This window comes from Streptomyces mabaensis (genome assembly GCF_053763515.1).
Genome location: NZ_JBSOPZ010000032.1, coordinates 33,329 through 59,855, shown reverse-complemented (window position 1 = coordinate 59,855; position 26,527 = coordinate 33,329). Strand labels below are relative to the sequence as shown.

Annotated in this window: 28 protein-coding genes; 13 read left to right on the top strand and 15 right to left on the bottom strand. The window is 71.6% G+C overall.

Translation table 11 applies throughout. The features are described from left to right. The first annotated feature begins 26 nt into the window (after nt 1-26). On the top strand, nt 27-1,739 hold the full coding sequence (locus ACWV17_RS25645) for a class I adenylate-forming enzyme family protein (RefSeq protein WP_455361574.1): 1,713 nt from the start codon (nt 27-29) through the stop codon (nt 1,737-1,739). An 18-nt stretch (nt 1,740-1,757) separates the two neighbouring features. Here ACWV17_RS25645 and ACWV17_RS25640 read toward each other — a convergent pair whose 3' ends face one another. Then, entirely contained in the window at nt 1,758-3,035 is a 1,278-nt protein-coding gene (locus ACWV17_RS25640; RefSeq protein WP_455361573.1) for a M6 family metalloprotease domain-containing protein, read from the bottom strand. A gap of 244 nt (nt 3,036-3,279) precedes the next feature. Here ACWV17_RS25640 and ACWV17_RS25635 point away from each other — a divergent pair, with 244 nt between their 5' ends. From ACWV17_RS25635 to ACWV17_RS25620, 4 genes are all read left to right on the top strand, one after another. Beyond that, complete coding sequence (locus ACWV17_RS25635; protein WP_455361572.1) at nt 3,280-3,951, top strand: TetR/AcrR family transcriptional regulator; 672 nt, start codon at nt 3,280-3,282, stop codon at nt 3,949-3,951. Nucleotides 3,952-4,113: 162 nt separating this feature from the next. Beyond that, entirely contained in the window at nt 4,114-5,643 is a 1,530-nt protein-coding gene (locus ACWV17_RS25630) for an MFS transporter (RefSeq protein ID WP_455361571.1), read from the top strand. A 102-nt stretch (nt 5,644-5,745) separates the two neighbouring features. Further along, a complete protein-coding gene (locus tag ACWV17_RS25625) occupies nt 5,746-6,534 on the top strand; it encodes a dioxygenase family protein (RefSeq protein WP_455361570.1) in 789 nt (262 codons plus the stop codon). Between the two features lie 303 nt (nt 6,535-6,837). After that, nucleotides 6,838-7,836 (top strand): sigma-70 family RNA polymerase sigma factor, encoded by a 999-nt coding sequence (locus ACWV17_RS25620; protein ID WP_455351221.1) that lies wholly within the window; start codon nt 6,838-6,840, stop codon nt 7,834-7,836. Between the two features lie 105 nt (nt 7,837-7,941). Here the strand turns inward: ACWV17_RS25620 and ACWV17_RS25615 are convergent, their stop codons facing one another. Then, nucleotides 7,942-8,754 carry an alpha/beta fold hydrolase gene (locus ACWV17_RS25615; RefSeq protein ID WP_455361569.1) on the bottom strand — a complete coding sequence of 271 codons (813 nt, stop codon included), beginning with the start codon at nt 8,752-8,754 and terminating at the stop codon, nt 7,942-7,944. A 38-nt stretch (nt 8,755-8,792) separates the two neighbouring features. Beyond that, complete coding sequence (locus tag ACWV17_RS25610; RefSeq protein WP_455361568.1) at nt 8,793-9,821, bottom strand: helix-turn-helix transcriptional regulator; 1,029 nt, start codon at nt 9,819-9,821, stop codon at nt 8,793-8,795. A 61-nt stretch (nt 9,822-9,882) separates the two neighbouring features. Here ACWV17_RS25610 and ACWV17_RS25605 point away from each other — a divergent pair, with 61 nt between their 5' ends. Continuing rightward, nucleotides 9,883-11,400 (top strand): MFS transporter, encoded by a 1,518-nt coding sequence (locus ACWV17_RS25605; protein ID WP_455361567.1) that lies wholly within the window; start codon nt 9,883-9,885, stop codon nt 11,398-11,400. A gap of 70 nt (nt 11,401-11,470) precedes the next feature. Here ACWV17_RS25605 and ACWV17_RS25600 read toward each other — a convergent pair whose 3' ends face one another. The 3 genes from ACWV17_RS25600 to ACWV17_RS25590 all read right to left on the bottom strand — a co-directional run bounded on the left by ACWV17_RS25600 (nt 11,471) and on the right by ACWV17_RS25590 (nt 13,967). Continuing rightward, entirely contained in the window at nt 11,471-12,238 is a 768-nt protein-coding gene (locus tag ACWV17_RS25600) for a DUF6227 family protein (protein WP_455361566.1), read from the bottom strand. A gap of 145 nt (nt 12,239-12,383) precedes the next feature. After that, nucleotides 12,384-13,454 (bottom strand): P1 family peptidase, encoded by a 1,071-nt coding sequence (locus ACWV17_RS25595; protein WP_455361565.1) that lies wholly within the window; start codon nt 13,452-13,454, stop codon nt 12,384-12,386. Between the two features lie 126 nt (nt 13,455-13,580). Continuing rightward, a complete protein-coding gene (locus ACWV17_RS25590) occupies nt 13,581-13,967 on the bottom strand; it encodes a rodlin (RefSeq protein ID WP_455351227.1) in 387 nt (128 codons plus the stop codon). 340 nt (nt 13,968-14,307) lie between these two features. On the opposite strand from ACWV17_RS25590, the gene ACWV17_RS25585 reads away from it, so the two are divergent. Together ACWV17_RS25585 and ACWV17_RS25580 are read left to right on the top strand one after the other, a co-directional pair. Continuing rightward, nucleotides 14,308-15,093, top strand: coding sequence for a hypothetical protein (locus ACWV17_RS25585; protein ID WP_455361564.1), 786 nt, complete (start codon nt 14,308-14,310; stop codon nt 15,091-15,093). A gap of 179 nt (nt 15,094-15,272) precedes the next feature. Continuing rightward, the gene (locus tag ACWV17_RS25580) at nt 15,273-15,512 is read left to right on the top strand and encodes a chaplin (RefSeq protein ID WP_455361563.1); all 240 of its coding nucleotides are present in this window, start codon (nt 15,273-15,275) and stop codon (nt 15,510-15,512) included. Between the two features lie 110 nt (nt 15,513-15,622). On the opposite strand, the gene ACWV17_RS25575 is transcribed toward ACWV17_RS25580, so the two are convergent. The 3 genes from ACWV17_RS25575 to ACWV17_RS25565 form a co-directional block, all read right to left on the bottom strand. Next, nucleotides 15,623-15,940 carry a hypothetical protein gene (locus ACWV17_RS25575; RefSeq protein WP_455351230.1) on the bottom strand — a complete coding sequence of 106 codons (318 nt, stop codon included), beginning with the start codon at nt 15,938-15,940 and terminating at the stop codon, nt 15,623-15,625. A 165-nt stretch (nt 15,941-16,105) separates the two neighbouring features. Beyond that, on the bottom strand, nt 16,106-16,588 hold the full coding sequence (locus ACWV17_RS25570; RefSeq protein ID WP_455361562.1) for a chaplin: 483 nt from the start codon (nt 16,586-16,588) through the stop codon (nt 16,106-16,108). A 101-nt stretch (nt 16,589-16,689) separates the two neighbouring features. After that, a complete protein-coding gene (locus tag ACWV17_RS25565; RefSeq protein WP_455351232.1) occupies nt 16,690-16,923 on the bottom strand; it encodes a chaplin in 234 nt (77 codons plus the stop codon). A 266-nt stretch (nt 16,924-17,189) separates the two neighbouring features. Here ACWV17_RS25565 and ACWV17_RS25560 point away from each other — a divergent pair, with 266 nt between their 5' ends. The 3 genes from ACWV17_RS25560 to ACWV17_RS25550 all read left to right on the top strand — a co-directional run bounded on the left by ACWV17_RS25560 (nt 17,190) and on the right by ACWV17_RS25550 (nt 20,869). Next, nucleotides 17,190-18,194 (top strand): DUF3344 domain-containing protein, encoded by a 1,005-nt coding sequence (locus ACWV17_RS25560; protein WP_455361561.1) that lies wholly within the window; start codon nt 17,190-17,192, stop codon nt 18,192-18,194. A 346-nt stretch (nt 18,195-18,540) separates the two neighbouring features. Continuing rightward, nucleotides 18,541-20,601, top strand: coding sequence for a SpoIIE family protein phosphatase (locus ACWV17_RS25555; RefSeq protein WP_455361560.1), 2,061 nt, complete (start codon nt 18,541-18,543; stop codon nt 20,599-20,601). Nucleotides 20,602-20,707: 106 nt separating this feature from the next. Next, nucleotides 20,708-20,869 carry a hypothetical protein gene (locus ACWV17_RS25550; RefSeq protein WP_455351235.1) on the top strand — a complete coding sequence of 54 codons (162 nt, stop codon included), beginning with the start codon at nt 20,708-20,710 and terminating at the stop codon, nt 20,867-20,869. A gap of 13 nt (nt 20,870-20,882) precedes the next feature. Here ACWV17_RS25550 and ACWV17_RS25545 read toward each other — a convergent pair whose 3' ends face one another. Beyond that, nucleotides 20,883-21,371 (bottom strand): DUF6299 family protein, encoded by a 489-nt coding sequence (locus ACWV17_RS25545; RefSeq protein ID WP_455361559.1) that lies wholly within the window; start codon nt 21,369-21,371, stop codon nt 20,883-20,885. A gap of 173 nt (nt 21,372-21,544) precedes the next feature. Here ACWV17_RS25545 and ACWV17_RS25540 point away from each other — a divergent pair, with 173 nt between their 5' ends. Next, entirely contained in the window at nt 21,545-22,045 is a 501-nt protein-coding gene (locus ACWV17_RS25540) for a DUF5949 family protein (protein ID WP_455361558.1), read from the top strand. 46 nt (nt 22,046-22,091) lie between these two features. After that, nucleotides 22,092-22,289 (top strand): hypothetical protein, encoded by a 198-nt coding sequence (locus ACWV17_RS25535; RefSeq protein ID WP_455351238.1) that lies wholly within the window; start codon nt 22,092-22,094, stop codon nt 22,287-22,289. Nucleotides 22,290-22,299: 10 nt separating this feature from the next. On the opposite strand, the gene mscL is transcribed toward ACWV17_RS25535, so the two are convergent. From mscL to ACWV17_RS25510, 5 genes are all read right to left on the bottom strand, one after another. Further along, nucleotides 22,300-22,806, bottom strand: coding sequence for a large conductance mechanosensitive channel protein MscL (gene mscL / locus ACWV17_RS25530; RefSeq protein WP_455351239.1), 507 nt, complete (start codon nt 22,804-22,806; stop codon nt 22,300-22,302). Between the two features lie 69 nt (nt 22,807-22,875). Then, nucleotides 22,876-23,367 (bottom strand): RcpC/CpaB family pilus assembly protein, encoded by a 492-nt coding sequence (locus tag ACWV17_RS25525; RefSeq protein ID WP_455361557.1) that lies wholly within the window; start codon nt 23,365-23,367, stop codon nt 22,876-22,878. Between the two features lie 261 nt (nt 23,368-23,628). Continuing rightward, nucleotides 23,629-24,462, bottom strand: coding sequence for an S-methyl-5'-thioadenosine phosphorylase (locus ACWV17_RS25520; RefSeq protein ID WP_455361556.1), 834 nt, complete (start codon nt 24,460-24,462; stop codon nt 23,629-23,631). A 93-nt stretch (nt 24,463-24,555) separates the two neighbouring features. Further along, the gene (locus ACWV17_RS25515; RefSeq protein WP_455361555.1) at nt 24,556-24,894 is read right to left on the bottom strand and encodes an FmdB family zinc ribbon protein; all 339 of its coding nucleotides are present in this window, start codon (nt 24,892-24,894) and stop codon (nt 24,556-24,558) included. A gap of 66 nt (nt 24,895-24,960) precedes the next feature. After that, a complete protein-coding gene (locus ACWV17_RS25510; RefSeq protein ID WP_455361554.1) occupies nt 24,961-26,277 on the bottom strand; it encodes an MFS transporter in 1,317 nt (438 codons plus the stop codon). Between the last annotated feature and the right edge of the window lie 250 nt (nt 26,278-26,527).

Below are 26,527 nucleotides of genomic sequence, written 5' to 3'. Positions count from 1 at the left end.
GCTGAGCACTTGCTTAGGAGACTCCCGTGCACCACACCGACCTCGCCGCCGCCGCTGCCCGGCTGACCGCCGCCGGCGCGCCCTTCGCCGTGGTGCGGGCGGCGGACGGTTCGCCGGAGTACGCCGACGGGCCGCGCACCCTGCGCGAGTTCGTCGAGACCACCTGGGCGTTCGGGGACCGGACGTTTCTGGTGGGGGAGGAGCGGACGTACAGCTACGGCGAGTTCTTCGCGGCCGCCTCCGCCCTCGCCCGCCGGCTCGTCGACGTGTACGGGCTCGTGCCCGGAGACCGCGCCGTCGTCGCGATGCGCAACCACCCCGAATGGCAGATCGCCTTCTGGGCGGCTCAGCTGGCCGGACTGGTCGCCGTACCGCTGAACGCCTGGTGGACCGCCGAGGAGTTCGCGTACGCCCTCGACGACTGCGAGCCGCGCGTGCTGCTCGTCGACGGGGAGCGGCTGCCCCGGGTGGTCCCGTGGCTTCGCCGGCAGCAGGACCCGCCCCGGACCGTCGTGTTCCACCACGACGGGGCCGACGGCGGAGGCATCGGCGACGGCGTCGGCGAACGCGTCGAGCGGTACGAGGAGCTGCCCGCCCCCGATCCGCTGCTCGCCCCGCCCGCCGTCGACGTCAGGCCCGAGGACGACGCCACGATCATCTACACCTCGGGGACCACCGGGCGGCCGAAGGGCGCCGTCGCCACCCACCTCGCGCAGGCCGGCGCCGCCATGAACCCCCGCTACCTGGCGGCGCTTTCGGCCCTCGGCAGGGGGCAGATCCCAGGCCAGGGACCCGCGCCGGTGAGCCTGATGACGTTCCCGTTCTTCCATGTGGCCGCCTTCACCGGGCTGTACGCGGCGATGGCGGCCGGCGGGGCGCTCGTCCTGCTGCGCAAGTGGGACGCGGACAAGGCCCTCCGGGCGATCCGCGCCCACCGCGTCACCCACTACGGCGGTGTCCCGGCCACCGCACTCCAGTTGCTCGACGCCGCCGAACGGGATGGTGACGGCCTGGAGACGCTGACCATGCTCAACACGGGCGGCGCGGCGGCCCCGCCCGACCTCGTGGCCCGGATCACGGCCCGCTTCGGGGAGCGCGTAGAGCCGCGCAACGGCTACGGACTGACCGAGACCAGTGGCGGAGTGCTGGCCAACTTCGGCGCGTCGTACCGGAACCACCCCCGCAGTGTCGGGCTGCCCACACCGGCGACCGAGGTACGGATCGCCGGGCCGGACGGCGCGGAGCTCCCCGAGGGGGAGGTCGGTGAGCTGTGGCTGCGCGGGCAGGCGCTGGTGCGCGGCTACTGGCGGGACGAGAAGGCGACCGCCGAAGCGTTCCGGGACGGCTGGTTCCGCACCGGTGACCTGGCGACCGTCCACGACGGCGGCCGGGTGAGCATCGTCGACCGGATCAAGGACATGGTCGTCCGCGGCGGCGAGAACGTGTACTGCGTCGAGGTCGAGGGCGTCCTCCATGACCACCCGGACGTCGTGGACGCGGCCGTGCTCGGCGTCCCGCACCCGGTGCTCGGCGAGGAGGTGGCCGCGGTGGTGCGGCTGCGTCCCGGGGCCACGGCCGGGGCGGCGGAGCTGCGCGCGCATGTGGGGCGGAGCCTGGCCGCGTTCAAGGTGCCCGCACATGTCCTCGTACGGGACGACGTCCTGCCCCGCAACCCGACCGGGAAGATCGTCAAGCGCGAACTGCGCGGCGAGGTGGTCCGGCAGCTCACGGGCGGGTGAGGCGCCAAAGGGGGTGTCTCACGGGCGCGTGACGCGGACCTGGTAGCTGCCGTTCCGCAGCTCGCCGACGACCGAGACGCTGATCTGGTGCTCGTCGTCGATGAACGTGTCGCCGGGCCGGTACGGCGCGTCGGAGAGTTCCACGTGCACATTGGGCTGCCGGGTGCAGCCGCCGCTCTCGGCCTCGCTGTCGGAGACGGTGATCGGCCCCTGGCCGGTGTCGATGTCGGAATCCACGCGGTATATGAGCACCCCGGGCTTGCAGACCGCCTCGTCGTTGCCGGCGCGGGTGCGGACCTCGACCGCGTAACCGGCCGTCTCGGACACCGGTATGAAGGCGAGCTTGGTGCCGCCCTTGGTGGCCAGCGGTGTCAGGACGTGGTCGCTGACCCCGGGTACGGACGCGCAGCTGATCTGGTTGCCGTCCAGCCAGCCGAGCTTCCACTTGTGCCAGCCGAGCAGGTCGTTGTTGGCTCCCCAGTCCTCGGACATGATGTCCCAGTGCCCGACGGCCCCGCCGCCGTCGGAGGTGTAGAGGTCGGGAAGCCCGAAGACATGGCCGTTCTCGTGCGGCAGGACGCGGTAGCCGGTCTCCTCGTACGAACCGGAGCCGTCGTCCTGGCGGCTGTAGACGAACGACGTGTTGGAGAGCGGGACCCCGTCGGCGTGGGGCGCGTCCGCGTTGCCGGAGAAGGTGACGGACAGGACGGTGTCGAGCGCGGACGGCCCGGCGTTCGGCGTCACCAGGACGTTGACCATGTCGTACGCGCTGAAGTCCACGTCCTCGTCGGCGGCGGCGACGAGGTGCTCGACGAGCCGACGGTAGCCCGGCTCGTACGGTGAGCCGCGCCCGATCCCGTACGCCACGAACTCCAGCGGCATCCGTATCCAGTCCTTGACCGGGGTTTCCGGGCGGTAGACGAGCCGTCCGTACGAGCTGGTCCGGTACCACTCCACGGTCTGCGGGAAGAACTCCGCCAGCCGGTCCGTAGCCTTGCCCTCCCCCGGCGCGTCCGAGAAATCGATCATGAGGTTCAGCGCCCGTATCTCCCCCGTGGACCGCGCGTAGCCGGGCGGCGTCGGCAACCCCTCCGACATCTGCACGCCCATGGTTCCGCTGATCCGGCAGGGGGCGAGGGCGGCCTCGTCGGCGGCGGCCGCCGGCCCGGAAGCCGGCGGCCGCCGGCCGGTGATGTCGGTGCTGGCCGTGGCGGTCACCCCGAGGGCGAGGGCGGTGGCGGCGATGCACGTGCTGGTGCGACGGGGCCTGCGTATCCGGGGGCGGGTCTGCGGCATCCGAGCGCCTTCCGGGTCCGCGGCAGTCGGCCGGGCCCGATCTGCACTCCGTGCGATCACCCTGTGACGGCCGGGACGGACGCGCGCGCCGGGTGCGCCGAACGTGCGTTTCTCGCCCGAGAGGGTGTGATGCACATCACATCGGGCGCCGAAATAACCGGGGACCACCTCCCCGTTTGCACGTGTGTCTGCAAAACGGGGAGAGCTTCCCCGGTTGGGTTGAGGAAGAGGGAGAGGAAGGGGAGTGCAAGCCGTGGACATCGCCGCCACCGAAGGCGCCGAGGAGCACCGGCGCGCCGCCCGCCCGCGGGCCGACGCCCTGCGTAATCGGGAGCGGATCGTCGCAGCGGCCCGGGAGCTGCTCGTCGAGACGGGCGCCGACGCGCCGCTCGACGAGATCGCCCGGCGCGCGGGTGTCGGCAACGCCACGGTCTACCGCCACTTCGCCGACCGCGCCGAACTCGTCCGGCAGGTCGTCCTCTCCGTCACTGAACGGATCACCGGCCAGGCCGAGACGGCGCTCGCCGAGGAAGCCGACGCCTTCGCCGCGCTGCGCCGTTTCGTGCACGCGGCGGCCGACGAGCGGATCGGGGCGCTGTGTCCGATGCTCTCCGAGGGCTTCGACAGGAACCACCCCGCACTGCTCGCCGCCCGCGACCGCCTCGAAGAGGCCGTCGAGGACCTCATGGGGGAGGCGCGCAAACAGGGCAGGCTCCGCGCCGACGTCGCCGTCGGAGACCTGATGGTTGCCCTCTCCCAGCTCAGCCGGCCGCTGCCGGGCACCGGCTGCCTGGACATGGACCGCTTCGTCCACCGGCATCTGCAGCTGTTCCTCGACGGGCTGCAGGCGCCGGCGCGGTCCGAGCTCCCGGGCCCGGCGGCGACCCTCGAGGACCTGCGCCACGGCTCTTCGTAACCGCTCTTCACCAGGGCCGTTCGCCGACGGCCCTTCGTAAGACTCCTCGTACCGAAGACTCCTCGTACCGACTTCTCGCAACCGCACCGACTTCTCGCACCGACTCCTCGTACGGACCTTCGTCCGGATTTGACCTCTTCGTACCGACAGGTGGCTACTCCCATGCCGAAAACAGCCGACACGGCCCTCCCCGACCCCAGCCGCTGGAAAGCGCTGGTCTTCATCGCCCTCGCCCAGCTGATGGTCGTCCTCGACGCGACCATCGTGAATATCGCGCTCCCCTCCGCCCAGCACGACCTCGGCATTTCGGAGGGCAACAAGCAGTGGGTCATCACCGCCTACGCCCTCGCCTTCGGCGGACTGCTGCTCTTCGGCGGCCGGATCGCCGACCTGTGGGGCCGCAAGCGAACCTTCGTCGTCGGACTGCTCGGCTTCGCCGCGGCCTCCGCCCTCGGCGGGGCGGCCACCGGTGAGGCGATGATGCTCGGTGCCCGCGCGCTCCAGGGCGCCTTCGGCGCGCTGCTCGCGCCCGCCGCGCTCTCCCTCCTCGCGGTGATGTTCACCGACGCCCAGGAGCGGGCCAAGGCGTTCGGCATCTACGGTGCGATCGCCGGCGGCGGTGGCGCCGTGGGACTGATCCTCGGCGGCTTCCTCACCGAGGTCCTGAACTGGCGCTGGACGTTCTTCGTCAACATCCCGTTCGCGATCGTCGCCGCGGCCGGCGCGTACCTCGTGATCCGTGAGCCGGCCGGCACCCGCAACCGCTCGACGCTCGACATACCCGGCGTCGTCCTCTCCACCCTGGGCCTGGTCTCCCTGGTGTACGGCTTCACCCGCGCCGAGTCCGACGGCTGGTCCGACCCGGTGACCGTGGGCCTGTTCATCGCCTCCGCGGTGCTGCTCGCCGCGTTCGTCCTCACCGAGTCGAGGGTCAAGTCCCCGCTGCTGCCCCTGCGCGTCCTGACCGACCGCAACCGCGGCGGTGTCTACCTCTCGCTGGGCCTCGCGATCATCGCGATGTTCGGGCTGTTCCTCTTCCTCACGTACTACCTGCAGATCGTGAAGGGCTACAAGCCGATCGAGACCGGCTTCGCCTTCCTCCCGATGATCGCGGGCATGATCGTCGGCTCCACCCAGATCGGCGCCCGCCTGATGACGCGCGTCGCGCCCCGTCTGCTGATGGGCCCGGGGTTCCTGACCGCCGGTGTCGGCATGCTGCTGCTCACGCAGCTGGAGGTCGGTTCCTCGTACGCCGGTCTGATCCTGCCCGCGCAGCTGCTGCTGGGCCTGGGCATGGGTACCGCGTTCATGCCGGCCATGTCCCTGGCCACGCACGGAGTGCGACCGGAGGACGCCGGTGTCGCGTCCGCGATGGTCAACACCTCGCAGCAGGTCGGCGGCGCCATCGGTACGGCCCTGCTGAACACCATCGCCGCCTCGGCGACCACCGCGTACGTCACTGCGCACGCGGCGTCGGGCGCGAACCAGCAGGCCCTCCAGCTCCAGGCCATGGTGCACGGCTACGCGAGCGCCATCTGGTGGGCCGTCGGCATCCTCGCCGCCGCCGCGGCCATCGCGTTCACCCTGGTCAACACCGGACGGCCGGGCTCCGGCGCGGGGGAGCGGGCCGGCTCGGCCCTGCACGACGACGGGATCGCGGACGAGGTGAAGATCCCGGTCGTGGCGCACTGATGCACCGATAGCGCCTGTAGTTGAAGCTTGAACGAACTGGGGTTAGGCTGGCTCACGAGAGTGACAGTGGGACTTGATCCTCGTCCGGGCCGGGAGGTCGCCATGGCTGCCATAAGCGAGCGCATGCCCGCTCTCTACCTCGGCCATGGCGCCCCTCCGCTCGCCGACGACGCCGTCTGGCCCGGGCAGCTCGCCGCCTGGTCGGCGGCGCTGCCGCGTCCGCGGGCGGTCCTGATGGTGTCGGCCCACTGGGAAGAGGCGCCGCTCGCGCTCGGCGCGACCGGTCCGGCGCCGCTGGTGTACGACTTCTGGGGCTTCCCCGCGCACTACTACCAGGTCCGGTACGACGCCCCGGGCGCGCCCGAACTGGCCGAGAGCGTACGCAAGTTGCTGCGCCGTGCCGGAACCCCCGTGCAGGACGTCCCCGACCGGGGGCTCGACCACGGCGCGTACGTGCCGCTGGTGGAGATGTTCCCGGCCGCCGACATCCCCGTACTGCAGGTCTCGATGCCCACGCTCGACCCGCGGAAGCTGCTGGACATCGGGCGTAAGCTCGCGCCCCTGCGGGACGAGGGCGTACTGATCGTCGGCAGCGGCTTCTTCACCCACAACCTGGCCGCACTCCGGCACCCGGGCGGCGGGGTGCCGGGCTGGTCGGCGGAGTTCGACGACTGGGGGCGGCGGGCCCTTCAGGCGCAGGACGTGGACGCTCTGCTCGACTTCGAGCACAAGTCGCCGGCCGGGAGGCTCGCCCACCCGAGGACGGAGCACTTCGCTCCGCTGTTCGTGACGCTGGGCGCCGCGGAGGCCGCGGGCGACCTGGGCCGCGGCCGGAACGTGATCGACGGCTTCTGGATGGGGCTGGCCAAGCGCTCGGTGCAGTTCGGCTGAGACGCGTCACCCTGCTGTGAGATTCCGCTGCCGGGGTCCCTGGTTGCGGTCCCGTGAATCCGGGCAGACGGGACTTCACGAGCAACCTGAAGCCGGTCCGGGCCGTCTTCAGGGATGAGGGCGCAGCCGTAGGTGGCGCAGGGTACTGCATGATCACGAAATTGACCGCGCGCCATGGGAATTCTGTCCGGATTCCAGTCGTTGTTTCCTTCGGATGCGGGCACTCGGGAGAGTGTTCCGACAGCCACTGAAGCCAGAGACCACCCGCGACCGAATCATTCGACTCATCGCAAGGGAGCACGCATGGCAACCCGTGCCGTCGCCCGTAGTCAGTCCGCTTCCGGCGGGACGACCAGGGCAAGCAGTGTTCGCGCCGGAGGCGGCGAGATCGCCGACCGCGACCTGGTCGGCATGTACCTCGACGAGATCGCGCGTACACCGCTGCTCGACGCCGCCAAGGAGGTCGAGCTGTCCCAGACCATCGAGGCGGGGGTGTACGCCCAGCAGATCCTCGACAAAGAGATAGACAGCGACGCCGGCGGTGCCACGCGCGAGGAGCTCGAAGCGCTGGTCGCCGAGGGCGAGCGTGCCAAGGATGTCTTCATCCGCTCCAACCTGCGTCTGGTCGTGGCCGTCGCCCGCCGCTATCCGCGCAGCGGGCTGCCCCTGCTGGACCTGATCCAGGAGGGGAACGCGGGCCTGGTCCGCGCGGTCGAGAAGTTCGACTACGCGAAGGGCTTCAAGTTCTCGACGTACGCGACCTGGTGGATCCGCCAGGCGATCACCCGCTCCATAGCTGACCAGTCGCGCACCATCCGGCTCCCCGTCCACCTGGTGGAGGAGCTCGGCCGGATCCGCCGCGTCCAGCGCGAGTTCAACCGCGAGCACGGGCGCGACCCGGAGCACGCGGAGATCGCCGTCGAGCTGGACACGACGCCCGAGCGCGTGGGGGACGTACTGGACTGGGCCCGTGACCCCGTCAGCCTGAACATGTCGGTGGACGATGAGGGCGAGACGCAGTTCGGCGACCTGCTCGAGGACACCTCGGCGATCTCCCCCGAGCAGTCGGTGCTCACGCTGCTGCGCAGCGAGGAGCTGGAGGACCTGATCGGCAAGCTCGACACCCGTACGGCGTCGATCATCAAGATGCGGTACGGCATCGACGACGGCCGGGAGCGCACGCTGACCGAGGTCGGCAAGCAGCACGGCCTGACGCGCGAGCGGATCCGCCAGATCGAGAAGCACGCCCTGCTGGAACTGAAGCGGATGGCCCGCGACACGGGCTTCGACGCGGCGGCCTGACCCGCCCCGAGAACGGCCCCGGCACCTATCCCCCCCAGGTGTCGGTGGCCCGCCCCGGCACCTATCCCCCCAGGTGTCGGGGCCCTTACGTACCGGACGTACCGCTTACGTGCCGGACGTACCGCTCAGGTACTCCGCGATGCGCTCCCCCCAGGTGCGGATGTCGGCGCGCGTGCGGGACACATGCAGGTCGGCGTGCGGCAGCGAACGGGCCAGCGTTTCCGCGGTCGACAGGGGGTGGCCGGGGTCGTCCACCCAGGCCAGGATCAGGGCCGGCCGGTGCAGCGCGGCGATCGCCGTGGGGGAGGGCAGGTCGGACAGCGCCAGGCCGCGCAGGACGGACGGCAGGATCCGTGCTGCGGGCGTCGGAGGGAACTCGGGAACATCGGCCACCACTGCGGGCAGCGGCTCTTTCCCCTTGGCGGCGACCCAGGCGTCCACGCCCTCTCGTTCGATCGTGTCGGCGGATTCCCGGTTGACCCGCGCATGCTCCGCCCGCGTCGTCCAAGCCGTGGGCGGGATGAGCAGGACCAGCCGGGAGAACCGGTCGGGCGCCTGGACCGCCGCGTGCAGGACGGTGCCGCACCCCATGGACGCGCCCATGACGGCGACGGGCTCGGCGGCGGCGCCCAGATGATCGAGCAGGCCCAGCAGATCGTCGGCGAGCGAGGCATAGGTGAAGTCGGCGTCCACGGGTTCGCCGGTCGATCGGCCGTGCGCCCGTGCGTCGTAACGGACCAGGCGCTGCCCCGCGTCCAGGACCGGCGCCCAGTCGAACAGGCCCATCCGGTCCTCGACGGCCTGGCTGACGAACCCGCCGTGCGCGTACACCGCGAGCGGGCCCTCACCGGCGTCGTCGTAGACCAGCTCGGCCCGGCGGTGCCGGAAGCGGCCTTCCGTGACGCTGTGCCTTCCCACGGCCCTCATGGCTGCGCGCCTCATCTCCTGCGTCAATGCTACGAGTCGCCCTCCCGCCTCAAGGCGCCGCCTCCGCATGGCTCAGGTGTCGCCTCAGGTGTCGCCTCGGGCAGGGCCGCGCGGGCGAGCCGGCCGCCCAGCCGCGCGACGTACTCGACCAGCGCCGCCGGCTCGCGCACCGTGAACTCGACGTCGAGCAGCGCCAGCCGCAGGGCCAGCCACTCCGGCGAGTCCGTCGATTCGGCCCGCAGCCGACAGGTGTGCTCGTCCACCGGCTCGGGAGCCCCCAGCGCGGCCGGCAGCCGGGCGGCCACGAGCGCTGCGGGCGCGGCGAACGAGATCTCCACCCGGTACGCCGGCTGCAGCCGGGACATCGACCGCTTGATGAACTCCGCCGCGTCACCGGCCGGCAGCTCCCGCGGAGCGAACCGCGCACCCGTCGCGAACGGCTCGCTCACCCGGTCGACCCGGAACGTACGCCAGTCCTCGCGGTCGAGGTCGTACGCGACCAGGTACCACCGCCGCCCCGTCGAGACCAGCCGCACCGGCTCCGCGCGCCGCCGGCTCTCCGTCCCGTCACCCGCCCGGTAGGCGAACCGCAGCCGCTCCTGGCCGGTGACCGCCGAGGCCATGACGGTCAGCGTCTGCGGGTCCACGGTCGCGCCGTCCCCGCGCGTGAGCGGAATCGTGGCGGACTGGAGCGTGGCCACCCGGTGCCGCAGCCGGGACGGCAGCACCTGCTCCAGCTTGGCCAGCGCGCGTACGGACGCCTCCTCGATGCCCTCGATCGCATGGCCCGCGCCCGCGCGCAGCCCCACCGCGATCGCCACTGCCTCCTCGTCGTCGAGGAGCAGCGGCGGCATCGCCGCCCCCGCGACCAGCCGGTAGCCGCCGACCGCGCCCTTGGAGGCCTCCACCGGGTAGCCGAGTTCGCGAAGCCGGTCGATGTCGCGCCGGATCGTGCGCGGACTGACCCGCAGCCGTTCGGCGAGTTCGCTGCCGGGCCACTCCCTCGGGGTCTGCAGCAGCGAGAGCAGATTCAGCAGTCGTGCCGGGGTGTCTGTCATGCAGCCAGGATGGCAGCGAACTAGGACGTGACCTGTCCTATATCGGCTTTACGTTCTTCGCATGACATCCCAAGCCCCAGCTCCAGCCTCCGCCCGGACGGCCGACCGCCGCCGCTGGCTCGCGCTCGCCGTCGTGATGACCGCGGCCTTCATGGACCTGGTCGACGTGACCATCGTCAACATCGCGATCCCGAGCATCGAGCGGGACCTGGCCGCGAAGTTCAGCTCGATCCAGTGGATCACCGCGGGCTACGCCCTGGCGTTCGCCGCGGGCCTGATCACGGGCGGCCGGCTGGGCGACATCTACGGCCGCAAGCGGATGTTCCTCATCGGCATCGCGGGTTTCACCCTCGCCTCCGCGCTGTGCGGCTTCGCCGCGAGCCCGGAGATGCTGGTCGCCTCCCGCCTCCTCCAGGGCGCGATGGCCGCGATGATGGTGCCTCAGGTGCTGGCGATCATTCACGTCACGTTCCCGGCGCACGAGCGCGGCAAGGTCTTCGGGATGTTCGGCGCGGTCGTCGGTCTCGGTGCGGTGTCCGGACCGATGCTGGGTGCGCTGCTCACCCAGTGGAACCTCTTCGGCCTCGAATGGCGCCCGATCTTCCTGATCAACCTGCCGGTCGGCATCGCGGGCCTGATCCTCGGCCGGCGCTTCATCACCGAGTCCAGGGCCCCGAAGGCGCTCCGTCTCGACCTGATCGGCGTCGCGCTCGCCACTCTGGGCCTGCTGATGCTGCTGTACCCGCTGATCCGGGGCCGGGAGCTCGACTGGCCGCTGTGGGGTCACCTCTGCATGGCGGGCAGCCTGCCGGTCTTCGGCGCGTTCGTCGCGTACGAGAAGTACAAGACGCGCAAGGACGGCTCGCCCCTCGTCGAGCTCTCGCTCTTCAGGGTGAAGAGCTTCGCGGCCGGCGTCGCGGTGCAGCTCACCTTCGGTCTCGTGTGCGGCATCTTCTTCCTGGTCTGGACGCTGTACATGCAGTTCGGCCTCGGCTGGAGCCCGCTGCGCGCGGGCACGACCGGCATCCCGTTCTCGCTCGCGGTCTCGGTGGCGGCCGGCCTGTCCGTGCAGAAGCTCGTCCCGCGCTTCGGCCGCAAGGTGCTCCAGGCGGGCGCGCTGACGATGGCGGCCGGTCTGATGCTCTACATCTGGGAGGCCGGGCGGTACGGCACGGGCATCCACCCGTGGCAGATGGCGCTGCCGCTGGTCGTGATGGGCATCGGCATGGGCCTGATCGTGGCGCCGCTGACCGACGCGGTGCTCTCCGAGGTGCCGCGCGAGCACTCGGGCTCGGCCTCCGGCCTGATCAACACGACCCAGCAGATGGGCAATGCGCTCGGTCTGGGTCTGGTGTCGGTGGTCTTCTTCGGAGCGATGGACGACCGTCCGGCGCCGAGCGCGGTGGGTACGGCCTTCGCGGACGCGTTCCAGCACTCGCTGTGGTGGGTGGCGGCGGTGCTCGGGGTGATCTTCGTGGTGATGTTCGCGCTGCCGGCGCGGCCGAAGGCGGCCGAAGCCACCGCGAGTCCGGTGACCCGGGAAACGCCCCAGGCGAAGGAGCCCGCCCTCGTCCCCTGAAGGACGGGTGCGAACGGGCGCTGAAGGACGGGCCCTGTCGGCCGGGCCCGGTCCTGCCTCGCGCCGGCGGTCAGCGCACCCGCGAGCGGAGCTCCATGGCCTCCCGGGCGGCCGCCTCCGTGGCGTACACCTCGCACATGTGCCGCCCGTCGGGGGTGGCCGTGTGCTCGACCTCCCAGAGGCTGATCTCCGTGCCGTCGGCGAGCACGAACGCGTGCTCGTACAGCATGAACGCGGCCCCGGCGCCCCGGTCCTCGGCGCTGCACTGCGGGCCGAAGGCCTGGGTGATCCGGTGGGCGTACGCGCCGCGCAGCAGCCGTGCGGTGTCCTCGCCGGGCCGGTCGTCGTTCTCCGCCCGGCGCAGCAGGCGCCGCGCGTGGTCGGCGGAGTCGTCCGGTACGTAAAGCCGGCGGGGCACCGCAGGCGGGGTGGCCAGCAGCGCCCCGAGGACGGCGAGGCCGTCGGACTCCCGGCCGTCGGCCGGCAGCGTGAACTCCGTGGCCCCGTCGCACGGTTCGCCGCCCAGCCGGGACGCGGCGAGGCAGGCCTCCGCGCGGTCCGCGTAGAGCTCGTAGCGCGTGCCGTCGGCGTCGTGGTCCGTGCGGTACGCCAGCTCCCAGAGCGTGAGCGTGCTGCCGTCGTCGAGCAGACAGGTGTGCCGGTAGGTCTCGCGGTGCAGGCCGGACGCCGAGCTGTGGTGCGAGGAGTACAGGGAACTGCTGTGGGCCATCGCGGAACCGAGACGCTCGACCAGGGCGTCGGGCAGTTCGAAGGAGTTGAGGGCGCGGCCGAGGAGTCGCTCGAGGTGCGCCTCGGTTGTCTCGTACGGATCGCTCAAGGTGAATCTCCAGGCCGTCGCTGCACGTTACTTGGCGGAAGCTCAACGTAGTCCCTGGGTCGGACATCGTGTCCTTGGTTCGGAAAAACGTACGGGCCGCGTGGCGAGTTCCCGACCGTCCGGGCCAACTCCCTTCCGCCGTACGTCAGTACAGATCCCGGTACGCCGGGAACACTCCACCCGGGCCGTCCACGCCCTCAGCGGCCAGTACTGCCTTGACGACGGCCCGGCACACGGCGTCCGCTCCGGCGGCCAGTACCTCGTTGAGGGCGGTGAGTTCGGCCAGAACGAACGGGTCCGGTTCGGCGGCCGAGGCGAGCGGCCGGCTGCCGGTGGACAGGGTGAAGACGGTGTCGCCGTCGTTGAGAAGGTGGACGGGGCGCACGGCGCGCGCCAGCCCGTCGTGCGCCGTCCCCGCGAGCTTCTGCGCCTGGGCGCGGGTCAGCAGGGCGTCGGTTCCGACGACCGCGAGGGTGGTGTTCAGCGGCGGGTTCACGGAAGCCGCCGACCGCCGCGCGGACTCCGCCCGCGCCTCGGCCAGCCGCCGCTGCGCCGCCGCGTGGACCTCGGCGGCGGGGTGGCCGGGCGGGCCGTCCCACAGCTGCCCGTAGAGCACGCCGGTGCGGGGATCGACCACCGAACCCGCCGAGTTGACGACCACCAGCGCACCGACCGTGATCCCGGACTCGAGCAGCACACTGGCCGTACCGATGCCGCCCTTCAGGCCGCCGGCGACCGCGCCCGTGCCCGCGCCGGCACTTCCTTCGGCGACCGGCGCGCCGTCCGCCGTCGCGGCGGCGGCCTCCACGGCCGCGCGGCCGGCCGCGGCGCCGGGGCGGGCCCGCCAGTCGCCGCCCCGCCCCAGGTCGAAGATGCAGGCGGCGGGGACGACGGGTACCACCTGGGCCGGATCGGGGCCGACCCGGACACCGCGGCCCCGTTCCTCCAGCCAGGCCATCACACCGGACGCGGCATCGAGCCCGTACGCGCTGCCACCCGTCAGGACAACGGCTTCGACGCGCTGCACCAGATTCCGCGGATCGAGCGCGTCCGTCTCGCGGGTGCCCGGCCCGCCGCCCCGGACGTCCACCGCGGCGACCGCCCCGCCCTCGGGAGCCAGGACGACGGTCGTACCGCTGAGGGCGCGGTTCCCGGTCAGCCGCGCGTGGCCGACCCGGAGGCCGGCCACGTCCGTCAGAGCGTCTCCTCGGATCATGGGGCCCATGCGTACCACGGACGCCCCAACTCCGGTACGACAAAACCCCGGCAGCACACGCTGCCGGGGTCTCGTCGCATCGCTCCACGGGCATCAGCGGCCCGAACGGTGAAGGGGAGCGGGGGGTCAGCCGTTGGAGGACAGGACCGGGATCTCGCTCAGGATGTGCGACAGCGGGTCGTCGCCGTCGATCTGAGTGGAGTTCTCGGCGCACTGCTGGTTGTTGTTCGAGTTCACGAGGTCCTGGACGGTGATCGGCACCAGGCCGACCACGGAACCGACGTTCGCCTTGCCCAGGGCGCCGACACAGGGCTTGTTCAGCGAGCCCTGGATGAGGCCGATCTGCGGGCTCATGTCGCCCTGGATGGCGGTGTTGCCGTACGACTGCGACGCGCCGTTTCCGTTGGCCGTCGTGTCGTCGTCGTCAATGGCCATGGCGGGGGCGGCTACGACGACTCCGGCGCCAACCACGGAGAACGTGACCGCGGCGGTGGCCAGCATCTTCTTGATCATGTTTCGTCCTTTTTTCGCACGAGTGCCCGCTACTGGAGCGCCCTGATCAACTCCCCCCTGGAGGATTGGTTCCGCTGCTTCACCCGAACGGCCCGCGCGCGGAGCGCTGATGGCTACGGAATGCGAGCCCCTCGCGCTCCGTGAGCGCGGTGGGGACGCCACTCACCCTGCGTACCTCTGACACGTACGCAGTAGACAGGGCCGGGCGACCAGAATTTGCTGGTCATCGGGCATGTGGGGGGTCGGCTTGGTGGGGCGCCCGAGGGTGAGCGGTTGCGTTCCGTGCTCACCCTTCTCACGGTGAGTGAGAGATCACTCGCACTCACCGGAAGGAATTTCTGTGCGCTTCACATCCACGTCCCGCGTCCTCGTCCCCTCGGCGGTATCCGCCGCCCTGCTGTTCGCGGCGATCGGCCCCGTCGCCGCCTCGCAGAGCGACCACCACGAAAAGGCCCGCACCGCGATCTCCGCGCAGGCCGCCCCGCTCCCCGAGGCCGCCGCCCTCGCGGCTCAGGTCAAGTCCCTGCAGGGGCTTTCCGGTCACCTCGCGCCCGTCAGCCAGCTCCTGGAGGACGTACTCGCGGCGGACAACGGCCAGCTCTCCAAGGAGGAGGCGGCCAAGCACGCCGCCGCCGTCAAGGCCGCGCTCGCCCCCGCGGCCGACACCGCCGCCCCGGCGCCCGCGCCGGCCGCGGGGGCCGACAGCAGGGCCGCGTCCGCGGATGTCCTGGACGACGCGATCGCCGGCCTGCAGAAGGCGGTCGAGCAGCTCATCAAGGCGGCCACCTCCGGCAGCAGCACCGATGTGGCGTCCTCGGCGGAGTCCGTCATGACCGCGATGGTCAACGACATCGTCGCCACGGTGCTGGGCAGCGGTCTCCCGGCCGCGGACCTCGCGGGCCTGCCGGAGATGCCCGCCATGCCCGCGGCGTCCCCGGCGGAGCCGGCCGCTCCGGCCCAACCCGCCGAGCCGGCCAAGCCCGCCAACCCCGCCGAGCCCGCCGCCCCGGCCGAGCCCGCGCAGCCCGCCGAGCCCGCGAACCCGGCCGCCCCCGCGGAACCGGCCGCCCCGGCCGAGCCCGTCGTCGCCGTACCCGAGGCCCCGGCCGCACCGGCCACGCCGTGACGCAACGGTGGCGGGTCCGGACGCGGACCCGCCACCGTGCACGCTCCACCTGGGCCTACCGTGCGTTGAGCTGAACAGGGTCAATCGACAGCGGCACCGTGCCATCTCCGGGAGCGATCCGTTGCGCTCTGTGTGAGCCCTGACTCAGGGCAGTACATCGAAGAGAAGGTGCAGCTCCCATGAAGAATGCCAAGAAGGCCGCCCTGGTCCTGGCCACCGCCGGTCTCGCAGCCGGTGCCGGCGCGGGTACCGCGTTCGCCGACTCCGAAGCGTACGGCGGGGCTGCGCACTCGCCGGGTGTCGGCTCGGGCAACCTGGGCCAGGTTCCGGTTCACGTTCCCGTCAACGTCGCCGGCAACACGGCGAACCTCGTCGGTCTCCTCAACCCGGTGTTCGGCAACGAGGCCGTCAACGACTGATCCCGCTGTTCAGACGAATGGGGCGCCACCGGCTTCGAAGCCGGTGGCGCCCCATTCGTGTGCAGTCCGCGCAGCGGTGCCCGCACCGAGCCGGTCCGCCGGGGACCGATTCAGCCCTGGCCGCCCAGGTCCAGCCCGCCCAGCATCGGGGTGCTCTTGGAGACCGCCGCGCCCGTCGTCCTGAGCACCTCCGTCGGAGCGTCGTCCTTGACCTCCTTGAGGCCGACGGCGGCGTCCGACACCGACTTCACCACGGAGCCCTGCTCCTCCACGGCCTTCGCGACGGTCTCGGAGGTGAGGGTCTCCGCAAGTGCGCCGTTGAGGCTCATGGGGGGAATGGACGCGCCGTTCGAGGCGAACGCGGGGGAGGCTGCTCCCACCGCCACCACCGAACCGGCGATGACCGCAGCGACCTTGGCGTACTTCATTTCGAATCCCTTTCTCCGGCGGTGCTTGTTGCATCACGACCGTCGTGCTGTTCGCGGCACCGCTTTCACCATGGGTAACGAGTCCTGTCGGTAACGGAAACTCCGTTCCCCGGCCTTTCTGGGACACGTTCGATTGACGGGAAACGGAGATTCTCCTATCAACAGCTATTGCGCTCGTCGCCGGTACAGCAGCATCCCGCCCAGCAGCAGTCCGGCGCCGGCGGCGGCCGTGGCCACCAGCTGGTCCGACGATCCCGTGACCGCGAGCTCAGGGACCTCGGGCCGCGGGGCCGGCGGCGCCTCGGGCTCCGGGACCGGGACCGGCGGGGCCTCGGGCGACGGCGGCTGCTGCGGGACGTGGCGGGGCGGCTCCGGCTTCACCGGGGGCGGTTCGGGACGGTCGACGCTGTCGGCCGCGCACTCGTTGTTGTGGGCGGGGTTGAGCGCGCCGACCACGTCGACGGTGTTGCCGCACACGTTCACCGGGATGTCGGCCGGTGCCGAGACGCTGTTGCCGGACAGGACGCCCGGCGAGTGTGAGGCATCGCTCGCTGCATCGCTGTCCGCGTGGGCGTAGCCGGCACCGAGCGAGAGCATGCTCGATGCGGCTGCGGCGGTGAGCATGCCTTTGCTCAGGACCTGGCGCATGGGTATTTCCTGCCTTCCGGCTGCTGGAATCCAAGGCGGCCCCGGAGCGCACCGCCGTGCACTCGGGGCCACCCGAGGTTCACCCGTGACGGGTGGTGTCGTCAGTCGTTCTCGCAGGGGCTGCCGAAGGCGGGGTTCAGCAGCGCGATGACGTTGACGGTGTTGCCGCAGACGTTCACGGGGACGTGCAGCGGGACCTCCACCAGGTTGCCGGACAGCACACCGGGGGAGTGGGCGGTGCCGCCGACGGCACCCGAGTCCGCGAGGGCCGGGGCAGCGGCTCCCATGGCCATCATGACGCCGGCAGCAACCGTGGTGGCCTTCTTGTGCTTCATTTTTTCGATCCTTCCCGCAGTGGTGCCTGCCGCATACACGACCCTCGCGTTGCGCGCACAGTTCTCTGTCCGTAAACACCGCTGCAGGACTGGTAACGAGCAGCGCCAGGAAAGGAATCGGGATTCCCTTGGCGCTGCCGCAGTGTCACTCCAATGCCACAGATCCCCCGAAAGGCTGGCCGGCCGATTCCGGCGTGATTTCTCACTCGCTTTCTGACAAAGTGCACTACTGCTTTGTTGTCCTGACTGAAAATGGAGACACAGCCATGCCGAAGTCGCCGGGCCGCGCCAGGCGTGGTGCCCTGAGCGTGCTGTCGTGCTGGGGACTTCTGATGGCTCTCTCGTCGGCCACGGCGGCACCTGCGTCCCGCGACGCGGCACCCGCGTCGCGGGATTCGGACACGATCCCCTTCGTCCAGCGCTACCAGGCGGTGCAGCACGGGGGCATCGTCCGCACCGCCGCCTCTTGCGTCACCTGCGACACCAGCAGTGCCCGGCTGAGTCTGCCCGCTGGTTCGCGGGTGACGTACGCCCGGCTCTACTGGGGCGGGAACCTGCCCGTCGGCGAGCGGAAGCCGTCCAGGGACAACGGCCGGGTTCTCGTCGCCGAGCCGGGGGGCGCGCACACGGAGGTCCTCGCGGACACCCGGACCGGCCACAGCACCGCCGACGGCAGCGCCACCCACCAGGCCTCCGCGGACGTCACCGGCCTGGTGCGCAAGAGCGGTCCGGGCCGGTGGAGCGTGGCGCGGGCCGACGTCGTGCGGGGCGGCTGGTCCCTCGTCGTCGCGTACGAGAACAGCCGGGAACCGCTGCGGTACCTGTCTCTCTGGGACGGCTGGCAGACCCTCGGCCCCGACCGCCGGAGCCACGACGTACGGCTGCGGGGGCTGCGCATCCCGCTGGAGGCGGCCGGGCGGGCCGGGGTGGTGGGCTATGGCGGCGACCGGGCGGTGCTCGGGGACTCACTGAGTGTCGAGGCGGGCGGCGCCCGGCGCGTCTGGCTCGGCGACCGGGCCAACCCGGCGACCGACGTGATGAACTCGACGATCTCGGATCTCGGGCGCACGACGGCCGGCCGGCCGGGCGCCCGGCTGAACCCGCCGGGATACGACTCAGACGTCCTGGACCTCGCCCCCGCCCTGACCCGGGGCGGCGACCACCTCGACTTCCGTTTCCACGCCGTGGGCGGGTGCTACTCCCTCGGCGTCCTCTTCGTACAGACGGACACGTTCCCGGCCGGACCGGCTCCGATCCCGGACCGGCCGTGAACCCCGAACAGGCGCGGGGGCGGGGCTGGGTACGTATCCCCGCCAGCCGCGCGGAGCCGGAGCCGTACCGGGCGGCGCCCGCACCGGCGAGGCCCGCACCCGCGCACGCCAGGCCGGCACCCGCGCACGCGAAACCCGCGCCTCCCCCCGCGCAACCCTCGCCGACGATCTACCTGGCCCTGCTGAACCGCTGGCGGGAAGCCGGCCGGACCCTGCCTGGGCATCCTGATGCAGAGTGGGAGAGACTGATCTCGCAGCCCACGTGGCCCGGCCCCTGGCGCGGCGGACCGTACAGCCAGGCAGACTGACCCCCCGGGCCTCCCCGGCGCGACCTCCGGAGGGCCGTATGGCAGAGGCAGAGCCCACTGGCCCGGTGATCGGGCCGGGCGAGCGGCTGGCCATGAACCGGATGGGCAGCTTCGACTGGGATCTGGACCGGGGAACGTTCGACCTCGATGACGCCGGGCTCGCGGTGTTCGACCTGGAGCGGTCCGAGTACGACCTGAAACCGCAGACGCTCGCCGTCCGGGTGTCCCCGGAGGAGGGCGCCAGGCTGGACGCCGCCGTGCAGGCCGCGCTGCACACCGGACAGGAGCAGTACGGCGCGTACTTCAAGATGACGCGCCGCGACGGCAGCGAGCAGTGGTCGCACTCGCAGGGACGCATCCTGCGGGACGGCCAGGGGCAGGCCCGCCGCATCGTCGGGATCGTCCGGGACGCCACCGCCGAACTCGCACACTCCACCCTGCTGCGCTCCCTGGAGGCACAGCGCGCGAAGCAGGCGACGATCGTCCAGCGCACCACCGAGGCACTGTCGCGAGCCGTGACCGTGGACGACGTGACCGCGGTGCTGACCGGCGTGGGCGGGCTGGAACGGCTGGGCGCCCAGGGGCTGGCGCTGAGCCTGGTCGAGGGTGACGTGCTCAAGGTCATCGCGCTGAGCGGAAATACGATGGATGTGCTCGCCGACCTGCGCTTCAACAAGCTCGACAAGTCGCTTCCGCTCGGCGAGGCCGTACTGACGCAGCAGCCGCGGTTCGTCAGCGAGTTGTCCGGCCTGGCCGGCAAGTTCCCGGCACTGGCGCCCTATCTGCCGCGGCTCGACTTCAACGCCGCCGTCTACCTGCCGCTGGTCGCCCAGGCCCGGTCGGTGGGCGGCCTCGCCCTGTTCTACCGGCGGCGTACGGATTTCAGCCCCGAGGAGCGCAACCTGTGCCTGGGCCTGGCCGGCATCGTCGCCCAGTCCCTGCAGCGGGCCATCCTCTTCGACCAGGAGCGGGAGTTCGCCACCGGCCTCCAGGCGTCCATGCTGCCGCGCCGCATCCCGGAGATCGTCGGCGGCGAGATCGCGGTCCGCTACCACTCGGCGTGGGGTGGCCGCGAGGTCGGCGGTGACTGGTACGACGTCATCTCGCTGCCCCGGGGGCGGGTGGGCGTCGTGGTCGGCGACGTACAGGGGCACGACACCCATGCCGCCGCCATCATGGGCCAGCTGAGGATCGCCCTGCGCGCGTACGCGGGGGAGGGCCACCCCCCGTCCACGGTGCTGGCGCGCGCCTCGCGGTTCCTGGCCGAACTGGACACGCAGCGCTTCGCCACCTGCACGTACGCCCAGGTGGACCTGGAGACCGGCGGCGTACGCGCAGTGCGCGCGGGGCACCTGGGGCCGCTGATCCGGCACAACGACGGCCGGACGGGATGGCCGAACCTGCGCGGTGGTCTGCCGCTCGGCCTCGCGACCGTATTCCACCAGGAGGAGTTCCCGGAGACCCGCCTCGACCTGGTGCCCGGCGAGACCCTGGTGCTGTGCACCGACGGCCTGGTCGAGGAGCCGGGGCTCGCCATCACGGAGGGCATGGACGCCATGGCGCACGCGGTGCGCACCGGCCCGCTCGGCGCGGGAGAGCTGGCCGACCACCTCTCCGACCGGCTGTGGGAACGCTGGGGCTCCGGCGACGACGTGGCGCTGCTCGTGCTGCGCCGGGCACCGGACCCGGGCACCCACCAGGCGCCCCGCATTCACCAGTACGTCCACCAGGCCGACCCCGAAGGGCTCTCCGAGGCCCGGTACGCGCTGCGCCAGGCCCTGCGGGACTGGGACATGGCGGCCCTGGCCGACGACGTGGAGCTGGCCGCCGGCGAGCTGCTGGTGAACGCCCTCCTGCACACCGACGGCGGTGCGGTCCTGACGCTGGAGGTGCTGCCCGAGCCGGTACGGCGGATCCGCCTGTGGGTCAAGGACCGCTCCAGCGTCTGGCCTCGCCGGCGCACCCCCGGCGAGGCCGCCACGACCGGCCGGGGACTGCTGCTCGTCGACGCGGTGGCCACCCACTGGGGTGTGGAGCCCCGCGGCGAGGGAAAAGCGGTGTGGTGCGAGTTCGCCGCCCCGGAAGCGGTGAAGCACTAGGACCTGTCCGGCGGTCGCTCACTGTGCCGGTCGCGACACTCCGAGTTGTGGCGAGTGCCGGGCGGGGTGACCATCGAGGCATGGAACGGAATCAGCCATGCGATGGATGAGTAAGACGACCGTGAAGGGCGTGCTGGTGCTCCTGCTCCTGGCCGCGGGTCTTCCGGCCGTGTCCGCGTACACGTCCGGAAGCGCCCTCGATGGTCCGAACTGCCAGGCCGTGGCCTTCATGTCTGTCGTCGGCATCGGCCCGGACTGCGGCGACTAGGACACCCTGGCGACTAGGACACCCTCGGGGTCTCGACCAGCGTGACCGCGCTCTCCTGGCCCGCGAGGAAGTGCGGCAGCGGGAGCCAGCCGCCGACCGCGCGGAACGTCATCAGCCGGACCTCCACCTGGGCCGCGCCGGCGGTGAATGCGTCGACTTCCGTGACCTCCGTGCCTTCCGTGCCTTCCATGCCTCCCGTGATCTGGGTGGTCGTGGTGCTTCCGCTGTTGGTCCACGTGTGCTCCAGGCCGTCGCAGACGGCGGTGCTGCCGCCGATACCGCGCGACGCGCCGTTCTGCTTGAGGGTGGTGGCGACGAAGACCGTTCCGGACCCTGCTTCGTTGATGCAGCGGTAGGTGCCGGACAGCGTGACGTGCCCGTCCGCCGAGAGGTTTCCGTACTGCTGGACGGACACACTGTCGAAAGGCTCCGCCGCGACGGTCGCGGTCGGAAATGCCGTGGCCACCAGAATGCCGCCCACCACTGTGCCGAGCATGCGCATGACTGCCTCCATGAACCGGAAATCGAATGTTCTGGGTTCGCCAGTTTTGCGGCTCGGCGCGGTGAAACAGTGGAACTCGTCGCCACGTTCGTGTATTCGGCCCCACCGACGTTCGTCCGTCCAGGTGAATACCCGCCGGAAGGGGCCCCCGGAGGCCACTAGGGTGCCGAGCCATGACCTCAACTCAGACCGCGGCAACCACCATTCAGCGAGGCCAGTTGGGCACCCTCTCGATGCTCACCTGGATCGGCGATCCCGCCGAAGGGCAGAACATTCCCTATCTGCTCGTCTTTTCGCTCGGTGACGGGACCGACGGTCCCGAAGCGGGGGAAGCCGCCGTCCGGGCTCTGATCGAGCACTGCGGGATGTCGGTGGGCAGCGGAGTGCTGGAAGGCGCCCGGGTGCCCAGCCTGCCGGTCAAGCTCCTCGTCGAGGGCGGACAGGCCGTACTCAACATGCCGTATTTCAGCGCGCAGTGCGCCGCCCCGCCGGAGTGGCTGCAGGCGGCCCATGAGCACGGGGAGGTCTACTTCCTGCTGGCCGGCCGCCCTTGGCCGGAGGCGACGCCGGGCAAGCCGGTGACCGAGGAGATGCTCAGGGCGTTCGCCGGCGACGAGGCGACCCTCACCACTGCGGCGCACTGCCTGCTGCCGGTCACCCGCCTGCGCAAGTGACCCCGCCGATCCCAGAAGCCCGGTCCGGGAGCCGTACCCTGGGGGTATGAGCACCGCCCCCACCCCCGGACCGCGCGAATCGAAGCACGACTCCCAGCCCAAGCCGGCGCTGGTCTTCGACGATCCGATGGACCGGCCGTCCTCGGACGATACGGACCGCGGGTGGGGCGAGCGGCCTGCCGGCGCCGACAGCGCATCCGACCTGGCCCGCTTCCTCGACGAGAAGCCGCCCCACCACCTCTGAGCAGCTGCGGCTACTGATCGCGCGGCGCGGAACCCGCGTCCCGCCCAGGACCGGGACCGGAGCCGCGCTGCGCGACCAGGGCGTCGCGGATCTCCTTCAGGACCTCCAGCTCGCTCAGTTCGACCACTTCCCTGACGTTCTCCTTCGCCGCCTCGCGGGCCGCCCGCCTGGCGAGGTACTTCGCCATGGGCAGCACCATCAGGAAGTACACGACCGCGGCCGTGATCAGGAAGCTGAGGGTCGCGCTGAGCACCGAGCCCCACATGATCGGGATTCCCGAGGCGGCCTCGCCCGACTTCGGGTCGATCCTGCACGGTTCCTTGAGGCAGTAGGTGTACTTGTCGAGGTCCTGGGTGCCGAAGGCGCCGACCAGCGGGTTGATGAAGCCCTTGACCACGGCGTTCACGATCTGGGTGAACGCGGCGCCGATCACGACGGCGACCGCCAGGTCGATCACATTGCCTCGCATCAGGAAGGCCTTGAAGCCCTCCAGGACGCCGACCTTCTTCTCGCTCACCACTGAACCCTTCGTCGCCTGCGCAGGACACGGAACAAACAGCTCCGCAACCTACGACAACGCGGGGGATCACTGTCCAATCGTTGGGCACAGGATCACCGCCAGCCGAGCCGTCATACCGGCGCCCGCGAGCGCCGCCGCCGTCGGCCGGGGGACCGACAGCACGACCAGCGCCCCGCTGTCCGCTTCCGCTTCCGCGCCGCCCGCCCGGTCCGGGCCGGGGACTTCGGCCACCCTCGCCGCGGTCGCCACCACTCGGGTCCGGGCGTCCCCGCCCGGGGAGGCGTCCGCCGCCACCACGTCCACCCGGTCACCGGGGCGCAGCAGCCGTACCGTCGCCGCGTCCGCGATCCGTACCGGAGCGGACACCCGCTCCACCGCGGCCGGCCGGCGCTCGGCCGGCGAGGCCGCCGGCTGAGCCGCGGCACTCCCCGGTGGCGCGGAACCGGCCGCGATCGCCGCAGCCGCCATCGCGAGACCCGCGGCCATCGCCCGCCGTCGGCGCCGCACGGCCCGCCGCAGCCGGTTACCGCCACCGCGCACCCGCAGGGGAGTGAACATCGGCACCACGCGCGGAGGCGGAGCCGGATGCGCGGGCGGCAGCGAGCACGCGAAAGACGCCGAGGGAGACGCCGAGGGAGTGGGGGTGGGGGTGGGGGTGGACGTGGACGTGGACGTGAGGGACATGGCACACACCGCCTGCTGGGTGAGGACTTCGGCCGAACGCCTGAACAGCCCCCACGATCCAACGTTTCGCGCGCCCCCGCCGAGCCCTGTGGACGGGCACTCCGGTGTGGACAACTCCACCACCCGCCAGGGTGGTTACGGCAGCTCGAACCCCAGGTCCCAGCCGTCGTGCGCATGCGTGCACAGGCAGTCCCGCGCATCGGCGGCCGGCAGCGCCGCCACCGCGTCGAAGAGCACCTCGCGCAGCCGTCCGACGTTCTCGCCGAACACCTTGAGCACCTCGGTGTGCGAGACGCCCTCGCCCGTCTCCGCCCCCGCGTCCAAGTCGGTCACCAGCGTCAGCGAGGTGTAGCAGAGCCCGAGTTCCCGGGCGAGCACCGCCTCCGGGTGCCCGGTCATGCCGACCACCGACCAGCCCATGGCCGCGTGCCACTGCGATTCCGCACGGGTGGAGAAGCGAGGCCCCTCGACCACGACCAGCGTCCCGCCGTCCACCGGCTCCCAGTTCCGGCCGCGCGCCGCCGCGAGCGCCGCCGCCCGTCCGACCGGGCAGTACGGGTCGGCGAACGTCGTGTGCACCACATTGGGGATGCTGCCCCCAGGCAGCGGCTCGCCGTCGAAGTAGGTCTGCGTCCGCGCCTTCGTACGGTCCACCAGCTGGTCCGGTACGAGCAGCGTCCCCGGCCCGTACTCCGCCCGCAGTCCGCCCACCGCGCACGGTCCCAGCACCTGGCGGGCGCCCACGGAGCGCAGCGCCCACAGGTTGGCGCGGTAGTTGATGCGGTGCGGCGGAAGGTGGTGGCCACGGCCGTGGCGGGGGAGGAAGGCGACCTGCCGTCCAGCTATCTCGCCGAGGAAGAGGGAATCGCTCGGTTTTCCGTACGGGGTCTCCACCTCGATCTCGGACACGTCCTCCAGGAACGAGTAGAAGCCGGACCCGCCGATCACGCCGATCTCTGCGTTCGCCATGGCGATCACCCTAGGTCCTGTTCGGGCGGGGACGCGAAAACGCCGGGGACCCCGCCGTACGAAGGAGTACGGCGGGGTCCCCGGCGAAGCGTGTCAGGCAGCCGAGGAGGAGCTGCCGGCGGAACTCGCGGAGCTGGTGGAGCTCGACGACGAGGCCGACGAACCCGAGGACGACGACGAACCCGAGGACGCCGAGGTCGAAGCGGACGACGTCGAAGCCGCCGGCTTGGCGGCCGGTGCGCTGCTCGACGACGAGCCGCGGCTGTCGTTCCGGTAGAACCCGGAGCCCTTGAAGACGATGCCGACCGCGGAGAACACCTTCTTCAGGCGTCCCTCGCAACTCGGGCACTCGGTCAGGGCGTCATCGGTGAACTTCTGCACCGCCTCGAGGCCCTCGCCGCATGCGGTGCACTGGTACTGGTAGGTCGGCACTTGCTCCTCCTGGCACTCTCACTCAATGAGTGCTAACGACGGTCCATACTGACGTATTCCCCGGGATCAGTCCACCGTGACCGGCACTCGGTGACCGATACCACTGTGGCCGCCCCGTGCCGCGATCCGCCCGGGAACCTGCGGCGACAGCCGCGCACGCAGTGCCACCAGGGTCGCCAGCGCCAGCGCCGTGCCCGCCAGGGGCACCATGAACCCGGCGCTCGCGCCGTGTGCGTCGGCCAGCCGGCCGGCCACCATGACGGCTGCCGCCTGGCCGAGCGCGACCGCGCCGGTGAGCCAGGTGAAGGCCTCGGTCCGGGCGGTGGCCGGGACCAGCTTGTCGACCAGGGTGTAGCCGGTGATCAGCGCGGGCGCGATGCACAGGCCGACCAGCAGTCCGAGCGCCCCGAGCACCGGTACGGAGTGCACCGCCCACAGGGCCGAGGTAGCCAGGGTGAGCGCCGTGTAGCCGAGGATCAGGCGCCTGCGCGGACCGGACTTCCACGCGATGGCGCCGCACGCGATACCCGCGAGCATGTTGCCGGCCGCGAAGACGCCGTACAGCAGGCCGTTGGCGCCCGGGTTGCCGATCTCCTGGGAGAACGCGGTGAGCGAGACCTGCATGCCGCCGAAGACCGCGCCGATCCCGAGGAAGGCGATCGCCAGGACGCGCACGCCCGGGACGGAGAGCGCGGAGGCGTGCGGTGCGCCGGTGCCGGCCGCCGCGTCGAAGCCGCGGCTCGGCTTCGGCTGCGTACGCCGCTGCGCCGCGAACAGCAGGCCGCCGATCAGCGTCAGCGCCGCCTCGGCCGCCAGGCCGGCCGCGGGATGCACGCCGGCGCACAGCGCCGTCGCCAGCACCGGGCCGATGACGAACGTGAACTCGTCCGTCACCGACTCGAACGCGGCGGCGGTGGACATCAGCGGCGAGCCCTCCAGCTTGGCGGCCCAGCGGGCCCGCACCATCGGCCCGACCTGCGGGACGGAGGCACCGGCCGGGACGGCGGCGGCGAAGAGGGCCCACAGCGGGGCGTCGGCGAGCGCGAGAGCGGTCAGGGCGCTGACGGAGGCCGCGTGCACCAGCACGCCCGGCAGCAGTACGGCGCTCTGTCCGAACCGGTCCGCGAGCTTGCCGCTCTGCGGGGCGAACAGCGCCATGGAGACGCCGGTGACCGCGGCGACGATGCCGGCGCTTCCGTACGAACCGGTGGTGTGCTGCACCAGCAGCACGATGCCGATGGTCAGCATCGCGAAGGGCTGGCGGGCGGCGAAGCCGGGCAGCAGGAAGCCCCAGGCTCCGGGTGTGCGCAGCAGTTGCCCGTATCCCGGGCGGGAGTCCTCGGTGGTGACCGCGGTGGTGTTGACGTTGACCGTGTTAGGCACGGTCCTTGCCTTTCTGCCGCCTGGTAGTGCTCCCCCGTCACAGGCCTTGTGAGCCGTACGGGAGCCCCGAGAGCTGTCCTCACGCGCAGGACCGGGGTAGATACCAGGGCCGCCCCCGGTGAAGGGGGCCGCCGCGGCCGCCGAGCGGTCGCGCCAGCTCTGCGTCAGGCAGAGTTGGTCGATCAGTGTGCCTTCATGGTACAGGCATACCGGCCTTGTGCACCTGTGATTGCGCCTACATCCGGACCGT